This window comes from Aquincola tertiaricarbonis (assembly GCF_000969605.1).
Classification (GTDB): Bacteria; Pseudomonadota; Gammaproteobacteria; order Burkholderiales; family Burkholderiaceae_C; genus Aquincola; species Aquincola tertiaricarbonis.
Genome location: NZ_JZUE01000022.1, coordinates 1 through 13674, shown reverse-complemented (window position 1 = coordinate 13674; position 13674 = coordinate 1). Strand labels below are relative to the sequence as shown.

Annotated in this window: 15 protein-coding genes and 1 pseudogene; 8 read left to right on the top strand and 8 right to left on the bottom strand. The window is 72.7% G+C overall.

Features of this window, described 5'->3' with window-relative positions; all coding sequences use genetic code 11:
• The first annotated feature begins 83 nt into the window (after positions 1–83).
• Positions 84–1064, top strand: coding sequence for an NAD(P)H-binding protein (locus VO99_RS21205; protein ID WP_232315438.1), 981 nt, complete (start codon positions 84–86; stop codon positions 1062–1064).
• On the opposite strand, the gene VO99_RS21200 is transcribed toward VO99_RS21205, so the two are convergent.
• The 5 genes from VO99_RS21200 to VO99_RS21180 all read right to left on the bottom strand — a co-directional run bounded on the left by VO99_RS21200 (position 1065) and on the right by VO99_RS21180 (position 5691).
• Positions 1065–1880, bottom strand: coding sequence for an amidohydrolase family protein (locus VO99_RS21200; RefSeq protein WP_046114928.1), 816 nt, complete (start codon positions 1878–1880; stop codon positions 1065–1067).
• Entirely contained in the window at positions 1877–2452 is a 576-nt protein-coding gene (locus tag VO99_RS21195) for a carboxymuconolactone decarboxylase family protein (RefSeq protein ID WP_046114927.1), read from the bottom strand. Before VO99_RS21195 ends, VO99_RS21200 begins: the two co-directional genes overlap by 4 nt.
• Positions 2453–2519: 67 nt before the next feature.
• Positions 2520–3518, bottom strand: coding sequence for a LysR substrate-binding domain-containing protein (locus tag VO99_RS21190; RefSeq protein WP_052736515.1), 999 nt, complete (start codon positions 3516–3518; stop codon positions 2520–2522).
• Positions 3519–3575: 57 nt separating this feature from the next.
• Positions 3576–4589, bottom strand: a complete 1014-nt coding sequence (locus VO99_RS21185; protein ID WP_052736514.1) for a Bug family tripartite tricarboxylate transporter substrate binding protein — start codon at positions 4587–4589, stop codon at positions 3576–3578.
• Entirely contained in the window at positions 4579–5691 is a 1113-nt protein-coding gene (locus VO99_RS21180; RefSeq protein WP_046114926.1) for a porin, read from the bottom strand. The genes VO99_RS21185 and VO99_RS21180 overlap by 11 nt, the downstream gene beginning before the upstream one ends.
• Positions 5692–5871: 180 nt before the next feature.
• Between VO99_RS21180 and VO99_RS21175 the strand changes: the two genes are divergently transcribed.
• Both VO99_RS21175 and VO99_RS21170 read left to right on the top strand, forming a co-directional pair.
• Positions 5872–6852, top strand: coding sequence for a Bug family tripartite tricarboxylate transporter substrate binding protein (locus VO99_RS21175; protein WP_046114925.1), 981 nt, complete (start codon positions 5872–5874; stop codon positions 6850–6852).
• Positions 6853–6862: 10 nt separating this feature from the next.
• On the top strand, positions 6863–7933 hold the full coding sequence (locus VO99_RS21170) for a mandelate racemase/muconate lactonizing enzyme family protein (protein ID WP_052736513.1): 1071 nt from the start codon (positions 6863–6865) through the stop codon (positions 7931–7933).
• A gap of 13 nt (positions 7934–7946) precedes the next feature.
• Here the strand turns inward: VO99_RS21170 and VO99_RS21165 are convergent, their stop codons facing one another.
• Both VO99_RS21165 and VO99_RS21160 read right to left on the bottom strand, forming a co-directional pair.
• Positions 7947–8762 (bottom strand): alpha/beta fold hydrolase, encoded by an 816-nt coding sequence (locus VO99_RS21165; protein ID WP_052736512.1) that lies wholly within the window; start codon positions 8760–8762, stop codon positions 7947–7949.
• The gene (locus VO99_RS21160) at positions 8759–9742 is read right to left on the bottom strand and encodes a Bug family tripartite tricarboxylate transporter substrate binding protein (RefSeq protein ID WP_046114924.1); all 984 of its coding nucleotides are present in this window, start codon (positions 9740–9742) and stop codon (positions 8759–8761) included. The genes VO99_RS21165 and VO99_RS21160 overlap by 4 nt, the downstream gene beginning before the upstream one ends.
• A gap of 126 nt (positions 9743–9868) precedes the next feature.
• Between VO99_RS21160 and VO99_RS21155 the strand changes: the two genes are divergently transcribed.
• Entirely contained in the window at positions 9869–10708 is an 840-nt protein-coding gene (locus tag VO99_RS21155; protein WP_052736511.1) for a PPK2 family polyphosphate kinase, read from the top strand.
• A gap of 21 nt (positions 10709–10729) precedes the next feature.
• A complete protein-coding gene (locus tag VO99_RS21150; protein WP_052736528.1) occupies positions 10730–11098 on the top strand; it encodes a DUF2845 domain-containing protein in 369 nt (122 codons plus the stop codon).
• A gap of 21 nt (positions 11099–11119) precedes the next feature.
• Here VO99_RS21150 and VO99_RS21145 read toward each other — a convergent pair whose 3' ends face one another.
• Entirely contained in the window at positions 11120–11911 is a 792-nt protein-coding gene (locus tag VO99_RS21145; RefSeq protein WP_046114923.1) for a transglutaminase domain-containing protein, read from the bottom strand.
• Positions 11912–12147: 236 nt separating this feature from the next.
• Here VO99_RS21145 and VO99_RS21140 point away from each other — a divergent pair, with 236 nt between their 5' ends.
• The 3 genes and pseudogenes from VO99_RS21140 to VO99_RS31435 all read left to right on the top strand — a co-directional run.
• On the top strand, positions 12148–12792 hold the full coding sequence (locus VO99_RS21140) for a PEP-CTERM sorting domain-containing protein (RefSeq protein ID WP_046114922.1): 645 nt from the start codon (positions 12148–12150) through the stop codon (positions 12790–12792).
• A gap of 108 nt (positions 12793–12900) precedes the next feature.
• Positions 12901–13206, top strand: a pseudogene (locus VO99_RS31440) (nucleotide pyrophosphohydrolase); the annotation flags it as partial.
• The coding region (locus VO99_RS31435) for a PIN domain-containing protein (RefSeq protein WP_232315459.1) at positions 13183–13674 on the top strand (492 nt) is incomplete at its 3' end. The pseudogene VO99_RS31440 and the gene VO99_RS31435, both read left to right, overlap by 24 nt.

Genomic DNA, 13674 nt, shown 5'->3' with positions numbered 1-13674 from the left:
GGGCCGGGCCGGGCTGCGCAGCAGGGCACGGCGGCCTAGACTCGGCCGGCCACCCTCCGGTGGCGCCACTGCCTTGTCCCACGGTGCAGCCCCTGCGTGTATTCCTGCTCGGCGCCACCGGCACCATCGGCCGGGCCACGCTGCGTGCGCTGCAGGCCGATGGCCATGCGGTGGTGTGCTTCGTGCGCCCACGGGCCGGGCGCGATGCAGCTGGAGTCCCGGCGCTGCTGGCCGGCTCCGAAGTACGCTTCGGCGACGTGACCGATGCCGGCTCGCTGTGGCGCGACGGTTTCCGCGGCGAGCGCTTCGACGTGCTGGTCTCCTGCCTGGCCTCGCGCACCGGTGCGCCGGCCGATGCCTGGGCCATCGACCACCGCGCCCATGTGCTGGCGCTGGCCGCGGCACGGCAGGCCGGCGTGCGGCAGATGGTGCTGCTGTCGGCGATCTGCGTGCAGAAGCCGCTGCTGGCCTTCCAGCAGGCCAAGCTGGCCTTCGAGCGTGCACTGCGCGACTCGGGCCTGGTGTGGTCCATCGTGCGGCCCACGGCCTTCTTCAAGTCGCTGTGCGGCCAGGTGGAGCGGGTGCGCAGCGGCCGGCCGTTCCTGGTCTTCGGCGACGGCACGCTCACGGCCTGCAAGCCCATCGGCGACGACGACCTCGGCCGCTACATCGCCGGCTGCCTGACCGACCCGGCGCGGCAGCACAAGGTGCTGCCCATCGGCGGGCCGGGCGAGGCCATCACGCCGCGGCAGCAGGGCGAGTGGCTGTTCGAGCTGTTCGGCCGCACGCCGCGCTTCCGGCAGGTGCCGGTGGCGCTGCTGGACGGCATCGTGGGCGCGCTGGCGGTGGGCGGGCGGCTCTCGCCCACGCTGGCAGCCAAGGCCGAGCTGGCCCGCATCGGCCGCTACTACGCCACCGAATCGATGCTGGTGCTGGATGAAGCCACCGGCCGCTACAGCGCGGCCGCCACGCCGTCCACCGGCAGCCAGACGCTGCTGGACTGCTACCGCGCGCTGGCCGCGGGCGCGCCCGCACCGCAGCGCGGCGACCATGCGGTGTTCTGATCACTCATAGAGCCGCTGCGGGTTGTCCTGCAGGATGCGGCGCACCAGCGCATCGTCCCCGGCGCCGGCCTTCATCCAGGCCAGCAGTTGCGCTGCATCGGGCACCGGCTGCACCCGCAGGTGGGGCCAGTCGCTGCCCCACACCAGCGCGTCGGGGTTGGCCTGCAGCATCGCCGCCAGGAAGGGCAGGGCGGCTTCGCCGGCCTCGGCCGTCAAGGCCAGGCCCGGCAGGTTGCGGTAGACGCACAGCTTCACATGCACATGGCCTTCGGCCAGCAGCGCGAGCAAGGTCTGGAAGCCGGGCTGCGACACGCCCGCGGCCAGGTCGAAGCCGCCCATGTGGTCGATCACCACCGGCAGCGGCAGTGCGCGCAGCCGGTCGGCGAGGGCGGGCAGGGCGGCGCAGTCGGTCCACAGCTCGGCATGCAGGCCGGCATCGGCCAGGGCCGGGGCCAGCGCCAGCAGGTCGTCGAAGGAGGCACTGCCGGCGAAGTTGCCGCCCGCGCCGCTGCGCTGGCTGAAGCGCGCGGCCCGCACGCCGCGGGCATGCAGGCCGGCCAGCGTGGGCAGCTCGCCCGGCCGGGTGACGATCACGCCGCGCCAGGCCGGCCGCTCGGCCAGCGTGTCCAGCAGCAGCGAGAAGTCGTTGCCGTAGGCACTGGGATGCACCAGCACCCCGCGGCCCAGCCCCAGCCGCTTGAGCAGCGCCGCGTAACCTTCCTGCACCGCCTCGGGCGGCGTATAGCTGCGGTCCGCGGCCAGCGGATAGCGGCCGTAGGGGCCGAACAGGTGGGCATGGCAGTCCCAGCCGGTCATCGTTGGGCCTCGTCATGCTGCGGCAGTGCGAAGGCCGGGGCCACGCCTTCGGGCAGCGGGATCTCGTGGGCGTTCAGCGTCATCGCCACCATGGTGTAGTAGCCCACCAGGGCCACCAGCTCCACCAGCGTGCGCTCGCCCAGCAGCGACAGGGCGCGGGCATAGGTGGCGTCGGTGATGGAGTGCAGGCGCTTGAGTTCCATTGCCGCCTGCACGATGGCCGTTTCGGTCTCGTCCAGGCCCTCGGGCAGGCGCTGCTGCAGCAGCGCCTCGATCACCGCGGGATCGATGCCGGCCTTCAGGGCCTCCTGCTCATGCGCATACCACTCGAAAGGCGACCGGCTGGCCCGGCCGGTCACCAGGATGGCCAGCTCGGCCTGCCGCCGGCTCAGGCCGGTGCCGTAGCGCAGTTGCGCGCCCAGGGCCGACCAGCGCTCGGCCAGCTCGGGGCTGTGCAGCGCCGCGCGCAGCGGCCCCTGGATGCGGCCCCGCGGCCCGTTGACGATGCCGTCGTGCACCCGCCGCTGCTCGGGCGTCATGGTGTCGGGATGGGGCAGGGTGATGCGGGGCATGGCGGGGCGGGGTCCTGTCTAGACAACTGGCGGTGCCGGCCAGCTTATCGCCCGCCGCCGCGGGCGGCTACCGGGCGGGCGGCAAGCCAGCTATGCCGGCGTCGGCATCGCTGGTGCGCCACATCCCGCTGCGCGCCATGTCGCCCACGATGCGCACGATCTGCGCGGCCACGGCGGTCACCGCCTTGGCCGGGCCCTTCTGGCGGGCCATGGCCATGGACACGCTGCGCTGCAGCGGCGGATCGACGATGCGGGCGGCCTGCAGCCGGCCTTCCTGCAGCTCCTGCCACACCGCATGCAGCGGCAGCACGGTGTACAGGCGCTCCTGCGCCACCAGCAGCTTCTGCAGCGGCAGGCTGTCGGCCTCGATGGCCGGGGCCAGCGTGATGCGGGCCTGCCGCGCCATTGCATCCAGCGCGGTGCGCAGGCCGTTGGGCGCGCTGGGCAGGATGAAGGGCAGCTCGTGCAGGGCGGCCAGCGGCAGCTCGGGCGCGGCGGTCAGGCGGTCGCCGCGCGGGCCGATCAGGTAGCTGTCGACCGTGGCCAGCGCTTCCTCGTGCTCGGGCAGCGTGGCGCCGTAGCGGTAGAGGATGGCGATGTCCACCCGCGCGTCGGCCAGCCACTCTTCTACCTGTCCGCTCGAGCCTTCGAGGATCTTCAGGTGCAGCCGCGGATGCAGCGCGCGCATTTCGGTGAACAGCCGGCCCACCAGCGGCGAGCCGATGGAAGGCAGCGAGCCCACCGTCACCCGGCCGGCCAGCTCATGCGCATCGCCGCGGATCTCGCGCTCCAGCTGCTCGGCATCGGCCAGCAGCGCCTTGACCTGCGGAAAGATGCGCCGCCCCACCTCCGACAGCTCCACGCCGCGGCCGGTGCGGGTGAACAGCCGGGTGCCGCATTCCCGCTCCAGCGCATTGAGCTGCCGGCTCAGCAGCGACTGGTTGCTGTCGAGGAACAGCGCGGCACGGGTCAGGCTGCCCAGCTCGCCGATGGCCAGGAAGGTGCGCCACTTGTGCAGGTCGGCGGCGATGTCGAGCTGGATGCCGGTGGGCTTGGGGGTCTGCATCGGCAGGCAACGGGGGTACGGCTTCGGGCCGGCGATTTTGCGCCGGCCCTGGCGGCCTCACTCCCAGCGGATGCCCAGGGCTTTCACCAGTGCGGCCGAACGGGCGCTCTCGGCCCGCAGGAAGGCGCCGAACTGCGCCGGCGTGCTGGCCACGGCCTGCGCGCCCTCCTGGTCGATGCGGGCTGCCACCTCGGGCGCGCGCAGTGCCTCGGCCACCGCCTGCTGCAGCCGGGCCAGCCGCTCCGGCGGCGTGCCGGCCGGCGCCACCATGCCGTGCCAGTTGCTGATGACGAAGCCCGGCAGCCCGGCCTGCGCCGCGGTGGGCACGTCGGGCAGCTCGGCCACGCGCTCGGGCCCGGCCACTGCCAGCGCCACCAGGCGGCCGGCCGCGATGTGCGGCCGCACCAGCGTGATGTCGGACACCATCAGTTCCACCTGGCCGGCCAGCAGGTCGTTGAGCGCCGGGCCCGAACCCTTGTAGGGCACGTGCACGATGTCGATGCCGGCTTCGCGCTTGAGCAGCTCGCCGCCGAGGTGCGGCACGGTGGCATTGCCGGCCGAGCCGAAGTTGAGCCGGCCGGGCGCGACCTTGGCCTGGGCCACCAGCGCGGCCAGCGTGCGCACGCCGGTCTTGGGATGCACCACCAGCACCTCGGGCACGGCCACCACCTGCGTCAGCGGCGCCAGGTCCTGCAGCGGGTCGAAGGGCATGTTGCGCGCGATGTGCGGCGCCACCGTGAGCGCGCCGGCCAGCGAGTAGCCCAGCGTGCTGCCGTCGGGCCGGGCCTTGACCACCTCGGCCAGGCCGGTCACGCCGCCGGCGCCGGGCCGGTTCTCCACCACCACGGTGGTGCCCAGCACGCGGCCCAGTGCGTTGCCCACCAGCCGGCACATGGCATCGGCGGAACCGCCGGGTGCCAGCGGCACGACGATGCGCAAGGTCTTGCCCGGCCACACATCGGCGGCGTGGGTGCCGGTGGTGCCCAGCAGCGCGATGGCCGCCGAGGCCTGCAGCAGCCGGCGGCGCGGCAGGCCGGCCGCGGCCGTGGCCCTCGTCTCGTCAGAACACATGCTTGACCCCCGCGGCCAGCAGCGAGGTCGTGGCACCGGCCTCCACGCCGGCATAGGCGCCGGTGGCATCGGACACCGCATAGCTGGTGCGCGCGCCGTTGCCCAGGCGGCTGTAGCCGGCATACAGGTCGGTGCGCTTGCTCAGCGAATGCACGTAGTTCACGCTGACCTGCGTGAAGTCGAAGTTGCGCGCGGTGCGGTCGTCGTAGCGCTTGACCGACAGGCTGGCCCTGCCCACGCCGCTGGTGCGCACCGAGCCGCCCACCAGCCAGCTGCGGTACGTGCGGCTGAACACGCTGCTGGTGCTGGACGGGGCGGCCGCGGTGCGCGAGGCCTCCCATGCGCCCTGCTGCACGATGGCCGCCACCGACCAGGCGCCGAACTCGTGCCTGACTGCCGCGGTGGTGGCGCTGTCGTGGTCGGTGTCTGCCGCATTGGCCACCCGGGCGTACGAGACACCGGCCAGCGTGCCGTCCTGGCGCCATAGCAGGTTCATGCCGGTGCTCTTGCGCGCACCGCCGCTGCCGCCTTCACCGGCCGTGGCCTGCAGCCGCAGCGACATGCCGGCCCAGGTGGGCGAGAGGTAGTTCACCACGTTGTCGTTGCGCGCCGCGGTGGTGCTGGCCGCGCCGGTCCAGATGCTGCTGCTGGCGGTGCCGATGCCCAGCGCCATCGGGTCCACGGGCTGGACCAGGTAGAACGCCGGGCCGTAGTCCCGACCCGCCTCCAGCGTGCCCCAGGGGCCCGACAGCGACACCAGCGCCTTGCGGCCGAAGATGCGGCCGCCCTGTGCCAGCTGGCCGTTGTCGATGGTGATGCCGCTTTCCAGCGTGAAGCCGGCGCGGTGGCCACCACCCAGCTCCTCGGTGCCGCGAAAGCCCAGCCGGCTGCCGTACAGGCAGCCGCTGTTGACGGCGTTGAGCCGCTCGCTGCCCAGGTCGGCGCGGGCCAGGCAGCCGTCGATCAGGCCGTACACGATGACGCCCGGAGCGGGTCCGGCCTGCGCGGCGGCGATGGCGGGCAGCAGCAGGCAGGCACCGGCCGACAGCGCAAGGGCGGTGGCGGTGGCGCTGAACGGGGCGGGGCGGAAGGCTGAGGTCAAGGCTTGTCTCCAGGGTGGTGTCGTTGTGCGACGCACTCTAGGAACGGCCTGCCCGCCGAGCCAGCCGGGCCGGCGGCATAGCTGCATTGCGGAGGCCGCATAGCTGAATTGCGCCTGCGGCGACTTACCCGGGCGGCAGGCGGTGCGCACACTGCGGCCATCCCAAGAAGGAGACGAGCGATGTTGAAGACCCGACGTGCCACCTGCCTGGCTGCCGCCGCTGCCGCCACCTGCCTGCTGCTGGGCACGCCCGCCGCGCAGGCCCAGGCCTGGCCGGCCAAGACCATCCGCCTGGTGGTGCCCTATTCGGCCGGCGGCCCCACCGATGCCGTGGCCCGGCTGGTGGCGCGCCAGGTGGGCACGGCGCTGGGGCAGACGGTGGTGGTGGACAACAAGGCCGGTGCCGGCGGCACCATCGGCGTGGCCGACGTGCTGCGCTCGCCGGCCGACGGCTACACCTTCGCGCTGGTGGCGCCGGGCCCGCTGGCCGGCATGCCCAACCTGATGAAGGTGCCGTATTCGCTGGGCGACGTGCAGTACCTGACGCTGGTGGCGCGCATTCCGGCGGTGATCATCGCCGGCAAGGACGTGGGCCCGGCCACGCTGCCCGAGCTGGTCAAGGCCGCCAAGGCCGCGCCGGGCAAGCTGAACTACAGCTCCGCCGGCCCCGGCACCACGCCGCACATCGGCTTCGAGCTGCTCAAGCAGCAGGCCGGCATCGACGTGCAGCATGTGCCCTACAAGGGCGCGGCACCGGCCGTGACCGCGGTGCTGGGCGGCGAGGTGCAGTTCGCGATGGTCGACCTGCTGCCGGTGCTGCCGCATGTGAAGGCCGGCACGCTCAAGCTGCTGGCGGTGGCCGGCAGCCAGCGCGCGCCGCAGGCGCCGCAGGTGCCCACCACGCAGGAGCTGGGCCTGCCCGGCGTGAAGATGGACACCCTGTACGGCGTCATCGGGCCCAAGGGCCTGCCGGCCGAGGTGCAGAAAAAGTTCCGCGACGCGGTGGTGGCCGCGGTGAACTCGCCCGAGTTCAAGTCGCAGCTGCTGGAACAGGGCGCGGTGGCGCTCAGTTCCACGCCCGAGGAGTTCCGCGCGCAGATGCAGGCCGAATCGGACAAGTGGCGCGAGGTGGTCGCCAAGGGCCACATCACGCTGGAGTGAGGTCGCGGCCATGCTGATCGCCGATGCCCGCATCACGCCCTGCACCCAGCGCCTACAGGACCCGAGCTGGAAGTTCGCGCGGGCGCAGGTGCCGCAGCTCGAGGGATGGCTGCTCACGCTGACCGACGACGACGGCCACGCCGGCCTGGGCTATGCGCATGCCATCCCGGCCATCACCACGCAGGGCAGCGGCGCACGCGCTTCGCTGGAGTTCCTGGCGCCGCGGCTGGTGGGCCGGCGGGTGGACGACATCGGCGCGCTGGTGGAGGAAATCGACGCCACGCTCAACTACAACGCCAGCGTCAAGGCCGCCATCGACATGGCGCTGCACGACCTGTTGGCGCGGCGGCTGGGCGTGCCCGTGCACGTGCTGCTGGGCGGCGCGCAGCGCAGCCGGGTGGCGCAGTCGCGCATCCTGGCCATCAAGCCACCGGCCGAGATGGCGGCCCGGGCCGCGGCGCTGGCGGCCGAGGGTTACCTGCAGCTCAAGCTCAAGCTGAGCGGCGACACCGCGCTGGATGCGCAGCGCGTGGCCGAGGTGCGCAGCGCGGTGGGACCGGGGGTGGCGCTCACGCTGGACCCCAACCAGTCCTACGGCGCCAAGCAGATGATCTCGGCCTTCGCCCGCCTGGAGCGGCACGACATCGCGCTGATCGAGCAACCGGTGCCGGCGGCCGACTGGGCCGGCCTGGCGCTGGTCACCCGCAGCCTGCCGGTGGCGGTGGAGGCCGACGAGAGCGCGCAGACGGTGCACGACGTGTTCCGCCTGGTGGCCGACCGGATGGTTGACGTGATCAACCTCAAGGTCACCAAGCTGGGCGGGCTGCGGCGCTTTCTGCAGGCGGTGCAGGTGTGCGAAGCCGGCGGCGTGGCCGTGCGGGTGGGCGCAGCCTTCGGCCCGGCGCTGCTGCAGGCCATGAGCCTGCAGGCCGCCAGCGTGGTGCGGCAGCTGCCGCATGCCTGCGAGCTGGGCGAGCACCTGCACCTGCTGGACGATCCGTTCGAGCCGCTGCCGGTGGTGCAGGGGGCCCTCACGCTGCCCGGTGGCGCGGGCTGCGGCATCGGCCTGCGCGGCGGCTGAAGCGGCGCTGCCGTCAGGCCGGCAGGCAGCGCGCCCAGCGGTGCACCGCCTCGGCCACGGCCTGCGGCTGCTCGGGCAGCAGCGCATGGCTGGCATCGTCGATCAAGGCCGTGGTCACCAGCGCTTCGCCCAGCGCCGCGCGCAGCTCGTCGCGCGTGGCGGGCGGCCGCCAGGGATCCTGTGCGGCCTGCAGGTCCAGCAGCGGCACCGGGCTCACCGGCCACCAGGTCGGCTTGGGGGGCTGGCTGCCAGCGGCGCGGTAGTGCGCGCGCCATTGCGGATACCAGCCCTGCAGCCAGGCATCGGCTGCATGCCCGGGTGCGAAGAAGGCCTGCCGCAGGGCCTGCAGGCGCAGCGCGCGGGGCTGCAGTGCATCGGCGGCGGTGTCCAGCGCGGCGGCGAGGCCGGGCGGAAATTCCCGCGCGGCCGCCGCCAGCAGGGCCACGCCGCGCACGCGCTGCGGCTGCGCCTGCGCCGCCACCCGCGCCACGAAGTGGCCGAAGGCATGGCCCGCCAGCACCAGCCGCTGCGCACCCACCGCATCGGCCGCCTCCAGCACGTCCCGCGCCAGCCGATGCAGGCTCAGGCCCGCCATCGGCCCGTGGCTGCCCGCCATGCCCCGCGGCTGCGGCCGCAGCACGCGCCAGCCGTGGCCGGCCAGCGCGGTGGCCACGTCGTCGCAGTCCAGCGAATCGCGCAGCGACGAGGGCAGCAGCACCAGCGCGGGCGCGTGGTCGTCGCCGTCGATGGCCATGTCGATCACCACCGGCGCTCCGTCCTGCGCGGGCAGCGCCAGCAGCCGCCGTCGCGGCGCGGCCGGGCGGTTCATTCGCTGGTGGCGCCGGAGCGCTTGACGATCTCCGCCCAGCGCGGCATCTCGGCCTGGATCAGCGCGGTGAACTCGGCCGGCGTGCCGAAGGTGGGCTCGATGCCCAGCGCCTGCAGCTGCCGGCGCAGCGCCGGCGTGGCCATCGCGCGGCCCACCGCGGCATGCAGCGTGCGCAGCACGTCCGGCGGCGTGCCGGCCGGCGCCAGCAGGCCCAGCCAGTTGGACACGTCATAGCCCTTCAGCCCCGCCTCGGCCAGCGTGGGCACCTGCGGCAGCGCCTCCATGCGCCGCTGCGAGGTGACGCCCAGCGCCTTGACCCGGCCGCTGCGGATGTGGTCCTCGTACACGGTGTACGAGTCGAAGGCCATGTCCACCCGGCCGGCCAGCACGTCGGTGAGCAGCGGGGCGCTGCCCTTGTAGGGCACGTGCAGCATGTCCACGCCGGCCAGGCTCTCGAAGAGCGCGCCCGACAGGTGGCTGGAGCTGCCGTTGCCCGCCGAGCCGTAGCTCAGGCCGCCCGGCCTTGCCTTGGCCAGCGCGATCAGCCCGGCCACGTCGTGCGCCGCCACCGACGGGCCCACCACCAGCACCCGCGGCGTGATGTGCGTCAGGCTGATGGGCGCGAAGTCCTTCAGCGGGTGGTAGCGCAGCCGCGGATACAGCGCCGGGTTGATCGCATGGGTGCCCATGGTGCCGAAGAACAGGGTGCTGCCGTCGGGCGCCGCCTTGGCCGCCGCCTCGGCCGCCGGCGCGCCGCCGGCGCCACCGCGGTTGTCGATGATGACTTGCTGCCCCAGTTCCTCGCCCAGCCGCTGCGCCAGCCCGCGCGCCATCACGTCGGCCGCGCCGCCGGCCGGAAAGGGCACGATCAGGCGCAGCGGCCTGTCGGGAAAGGCGGCCCGCACGGGCGATGGCGCCAGCGCCATGGCCAGCGGTGCGGCGGCCAGCCAGGCGGTGGCGCGGCGGCGGTTCGGATGCATGGGCGAGTCTCCGGCTTCTTGTGCGGACGATTCTGGGGCGCCACCGCCGCGCGGCCCAGGCAGCCAGGCGCATAGCTGCTATGCCCCGCCGATGCAGGCGGCCGGGCGGCTGGGCATACTCGGCCGATGGCCAAGAAACCCAACGGCACGCTGTCGCTGTTCCAGGACCTCACCCACGCGCTGCCCGGCGTGCCCTTCGACCTGTCGGCCATCGACCCCGCGGACCGCCGCCTGGCCAGCAGCGACAAGGACCATGACAAGCAGCGGGTGGACGCGCTGGCCATCCAGCTCGACGACCTGCAGAACCTGTTCTTCGCCGACAAGCGCTACGCCATGCTGGTGGTGCTGCAGGGCATGGACACCAGCGGCAAGGACGGCACGCTGCGCGCGGTGTTCGGCCGCATGAGCCCGCTGGGCGTGCGCACCGTGGCCTGGCGCGCGCCCAACACCGAGGAGCGCGCCCACGATCCGCTGTGGCGCATCCACAAGGCGCTGCCGGCCAAGGGCGAGCTGGTGGTCTTCAACCGCAGCCACTATGAGGACGTGCTGGTGCCGGTGGTGGGCAAGACCATCTCCGCGCGCGAGACGGCGCTGCGCTATGCCCGCATCAACGACTTCGAGCGGTCGCTGGCCGAGACGGGCACCGTCATCGTCAAGTTCATGCTGCACATCTCCAAGGGCGAGCAGCGCCAGCGCCTGCAGGCGCGGCTGGACGATCCCACCAAGCGCTGGAAGTTCGACCCGGCCGACCTGGAGGCGCGCAAGCAGTGGGGCGCCTACCAGCGGGCCTATGCCGATGCCATCAGCGCCACCGGCACGCCCTGGGCGCCCTGGATGGTGGTGCCGGCGGACTCCAAGACCCACCGCAATTTGGTCGTGGCCACCGCGCTGGAAGCCCGCCTGCGTGCGATGGACCTGCGCTTTCCGCCGCCCGCGCCCGAGCTCCAGGGCATCGTGGTGCGTTGAAAGCGGTTGCCGAGCATCGCCATGCCCCGCCTGCCCCCTGCCCGCCTGGCCCGTGCCGCGCTGCTTGCCCTGGCCGGACTGTGGGCCGCCGGTGCCGGCGCGCAGTCCTTGCGCTGCAACGGCCAGCTGGTGAACCCGGGCGATACCAAGTACTCGGTGGTGCGCAAGTGCGGCGAGCCCGCTTTCCGCGAGGCGGTGTGCGTCAGCCGCGAGCTCTTCGTGTGGACGCTGCCGGCCGTGCCCGGCCAGGTGCTGCAGCCGCTGATCACGCCGCAGTGCGTGCCGATGGAGGAGTGGACCTACGACCGCGGCCCCGGCCAGTTCCTGGGCATCGTGCGCTTCCGCAATGCCACGGTGGAGTCGATGCGCGACGGCGAGCGGGTGCATTGAGCCGCGCTGGCCGCGGGCCGCTCAGCCCCCTTCGGGCACCTGTTCCACCCACACCTTCATCTCCACCGTCTCCAGCTCGCCGTAGTTGGAGATGAAGGCCACGTCGGCGGCGTCGCGGCCATAGGCCAGCACGATGCGCCCGCCGCGCGGGCCGGCCTGCGTGGCATCGAAGGTGTACCAGCGCCCGCCCACGAAGGCCTCGAACCAGGCATGCAGGTCCATCGGGTCCAGCTGGTGCAGGTAGCCCACCACCATGCGCGCGGGGATCTGCAGCGCCCGGCACAGCGTGATGCCGATGTGCGCGAAGTCGCGGCACACGCCGGCGCCGTCGGCCATCGTGCCCTCGGCATCGGTGCTGGCGTCGCTGACGCCGTAGCGGTATTCGATGTGGCTGCGGATCCAGTCGACGATGGCCATCACCTGCGGATAGCCCGGCACCGCGCCGGCCGCGATCTCCTGCGCCTTGTCGGCCAGCTTGTCCGAAGGGCAGTAGCGGCTCTGCAGCAGGAACTGCAGCACGTCGTGCGGCAGGTCGGCCACCGGCGTGGCGCCGGCGCCTTCGTCCACCGCGATGTCGCCCTGCGTGTACACGACCGACTCCACCCGGATGCGCAGCCGCCCGGCGGGCACCACGAAGCGCTGGCACAGGTTGCCGAAGCTGTCGGCATATTCCACCGACTGCAGGTGCGGCTCGAACAGGTAGCTCTCCTGCGCCAGCCACTGCGCGTCGCCGCTGCGCGGGCGCAGCATGCCGATGCTGGGGCAGGGCGCTGGCGCCTCCACGGTGATATCGCAACCGGCTCGCAACTTCATGGAACGCTCCTGCAACCGCAAAGGCCGAGTATCCCGCGGCGGTGCGTCGCGGCCTTTCGTGGTGCTGCCGCGACTTGTCTAGGCAAGCTGGGCGGCACTAGTTCACAGCCTGCAGACCGCGGCCTGCGCACTAGTTCGCGGCTGGCGGCAGGGCGCGGCCGCGGGCCTTCGTTCAGGGGGAACCGGCTCCGAAGGGGGTTTCCCATACTGCGGCCCTTCGCGTAACGGACTGCCCCATGAACCACGTCTCCGCCCTCGTCGCCGCCATCGCCTTCACCTTCGCCGGCACCGCCGCGCAGGCCGCCACCAACCTCGTTGCCAATGGCAGCTTCGAGGCCACCACCCAGGCCAGCGGCACCTGGGACACCTACGGCCACGTGGCCGGCTGGGCCGCCGGCCCGCGTGGCGTCGAAGTGCGCAACAACGTGGTGGGCAGCGCCTTCGACGGCAACAACTTCATCGAGCTGGACACCACCGGCAACAGCTTCATCGCGCAGACCATCGCCACCAACTTCGGCGAGCACTACACGCTGAGCTTCGCCTACTCCGGCCGCCCCAACACCGCCGGCCTGCGCGGCAACAGCAACGACATCCTGGTGATGTGGGGCCTGAAGCCCGTGACCCTGGTGGGCAGCAACAACGCCACCGGCACCCACCAGTGGACGACCTACAGCTTCGACGTGGTGGGCTCGCTGGGCCACTCCACCACGCTGTCGTTCTGGGCGGTGGGCAAGAGCGACAGCCTGGGCGGCTCGCTGGACAACGTCTCGCTGATCAGCAACGTCACCGCGCCGGTGCCCGAGCCCGAGACCTATGCGCTGATGCTGGCCGGCCTGGCTGCAGTCGCCACCATCGCGCGCCGCCGCAGCCGCGCCGGCTGAGTCAGCCTCGCTCCGCATCCCAGGCCCGCCCCGTGCGGGCCTTTTTCGTGGGCGGCTTTTCGTGGCGATACTCGGCGGCACAGACCAAGCACCCCGAGGAGCCTTCGATTGGACCTGACCGCGCTGCAACACACCTTGCGCGAGTTCGCTGCCGAGCGTGACTGGCAGCCGTTCCACACGCCCAAGAACCTGGCCATGGCGCTGATGATCGAGGCCGCCGAGCTGGCCGAGATCTTCCAGTGGATGACGCCCGAGCAGTCGCAGGCGGCGCACCACGACCATGTGACGCAGGAGCGCATCTCCGACGAAGTGGCGGACGTGCTGCTGTACCTGCTGCAGGTGGCCGACCACACCGCGGTGGACCTCAAGCGCGCGGTCGGCCGCAAGCTGGTGAAGAACGCCCGCAAGCATCCGCCGGTCAAGCCCGGCGTGCCGGTGGGCCCCAAGGACACCGCGCTGCCGCAGACGCATGTGCTGGTGGACTGGGAGAACGTGCAGCCCAGGGACGTGGACATCCGCGCGCTGGTGTCCGACGTGACCGACGTGTGGCTGTTCCACGGGCCCAGCCAGCGCAACGTGGACCGCGACCAGACCGCCTTCGGCGACCGCGTGACCTGCGTGCCCATCTCGCGCGCGGGCAAGAACGCGCTGGACTTCCACCTGTCCTTCTACATGGGCTACATCGCCTCGCGCAATCCGGCGGCGCGCTTCGTGGTGCTGTCCAACGACAAGGGCTACGGGCCGATGCTCGAGCATGCGGTGGACCTCGGCTTCTCGGCCACGCTGGTGGGCTTCGACAAGACCGGCCGCCGGCGCGCGCCGGCCCGCGGCCCGGCCCGCCCGGCGCCGCGCCCGGCCGACGGCCGCAAGCCCGCCTCGCAG

Excerpts from the sequence above, each read along its gene's own strand:
- VO99_RS21140 (WP_046114922.1), top strand. The coding sequence starts at position 12,148 with ATGAACCACGTCTCCGCCCTCGTCGCCGCCATCGCCTTCACCTTCGCC.
- VO99_RS21145 (WP_046114923.1), bottom strand. The coding sequence starts at position 11,911 with ATGAAGTTGCGAGCCGGTTGCGATATCACCGTGGAGGCGCCAGCGCCC.
- VO99_RS21200 (WP_046114928.1), bottom strand. The coding sequence starts at position 1,880 with ATGACCGGCTGGGACTGCCATGCCCACCTGTTCGGCCCCTACGGCCGC.
- VO99_RS21160 (WP_046114924.1), bottom strand. The coding sequence starts at position 9,742 with ATGCATCCGAACCGCCGCCGCGCCACCGCCTGGCTGGCCGCCGCACCG.
- VO99_RS21165 (WP_052736512.1), bottom strand. The coding sequence starts at position 8,762 with ATGAACCGCCCGGCCGCGCCGCGACGGCGGCTGCTGGCGCTGCCCGCG.
- VO99_RS21175 (WP_046114925.1), top strand. The coding sequence starts at position 5,872 with ATGTTGAAGACCCGACGTGCCACCTGCCTGGCTGCCGCCGCTGCCGCC.
- VO99_RS21190 (WP_052736515.1), bottom strand. The coding sequence starts at position 3,518 with ATGCAGACCCCCAAGCCCACCGGCATCCAGCTCGACATCGCCGCCGAC.
- VO99_RS21185 (WP_052736514.1), bottom strand. The coding sequence starts at position 4,589 with ATGTGTTCTGACGAGACGAGGGCCACGGCCGCGGCCGGCCTGCCGCGC.
- VO99_RS21155 (WP_052736511.1), top strand. The coding sequence starts at position 9,869 with ATGGCCAAGAAACCCAACGGCACGCTGTCGCTGTTCCAGGACCTCACC.
- VO99_RS21195 (WP_046114927.1), bottom strand. The coding sequence starts at position 2,452 with ATGCCCCGCATCACCCTGCCCCATCCCGACACCATGACGCCCGAGCAG.
- VO99_RS21150 (WP_052736528.1), top strand. The coding sequence starts at position 10,730 with ATGCCCCGCCTGCCCCCTGCCCGCCTGGCCCGTGCCGCGCTGCTTGCC.
- VO99_RS21170 (WP_052736513.1), top strand. The coding sequence starts at position 6,863 with ATGCTGATCGCCGATGCCCGCATCACGCCCTGCACCCAGCGCCTACAG.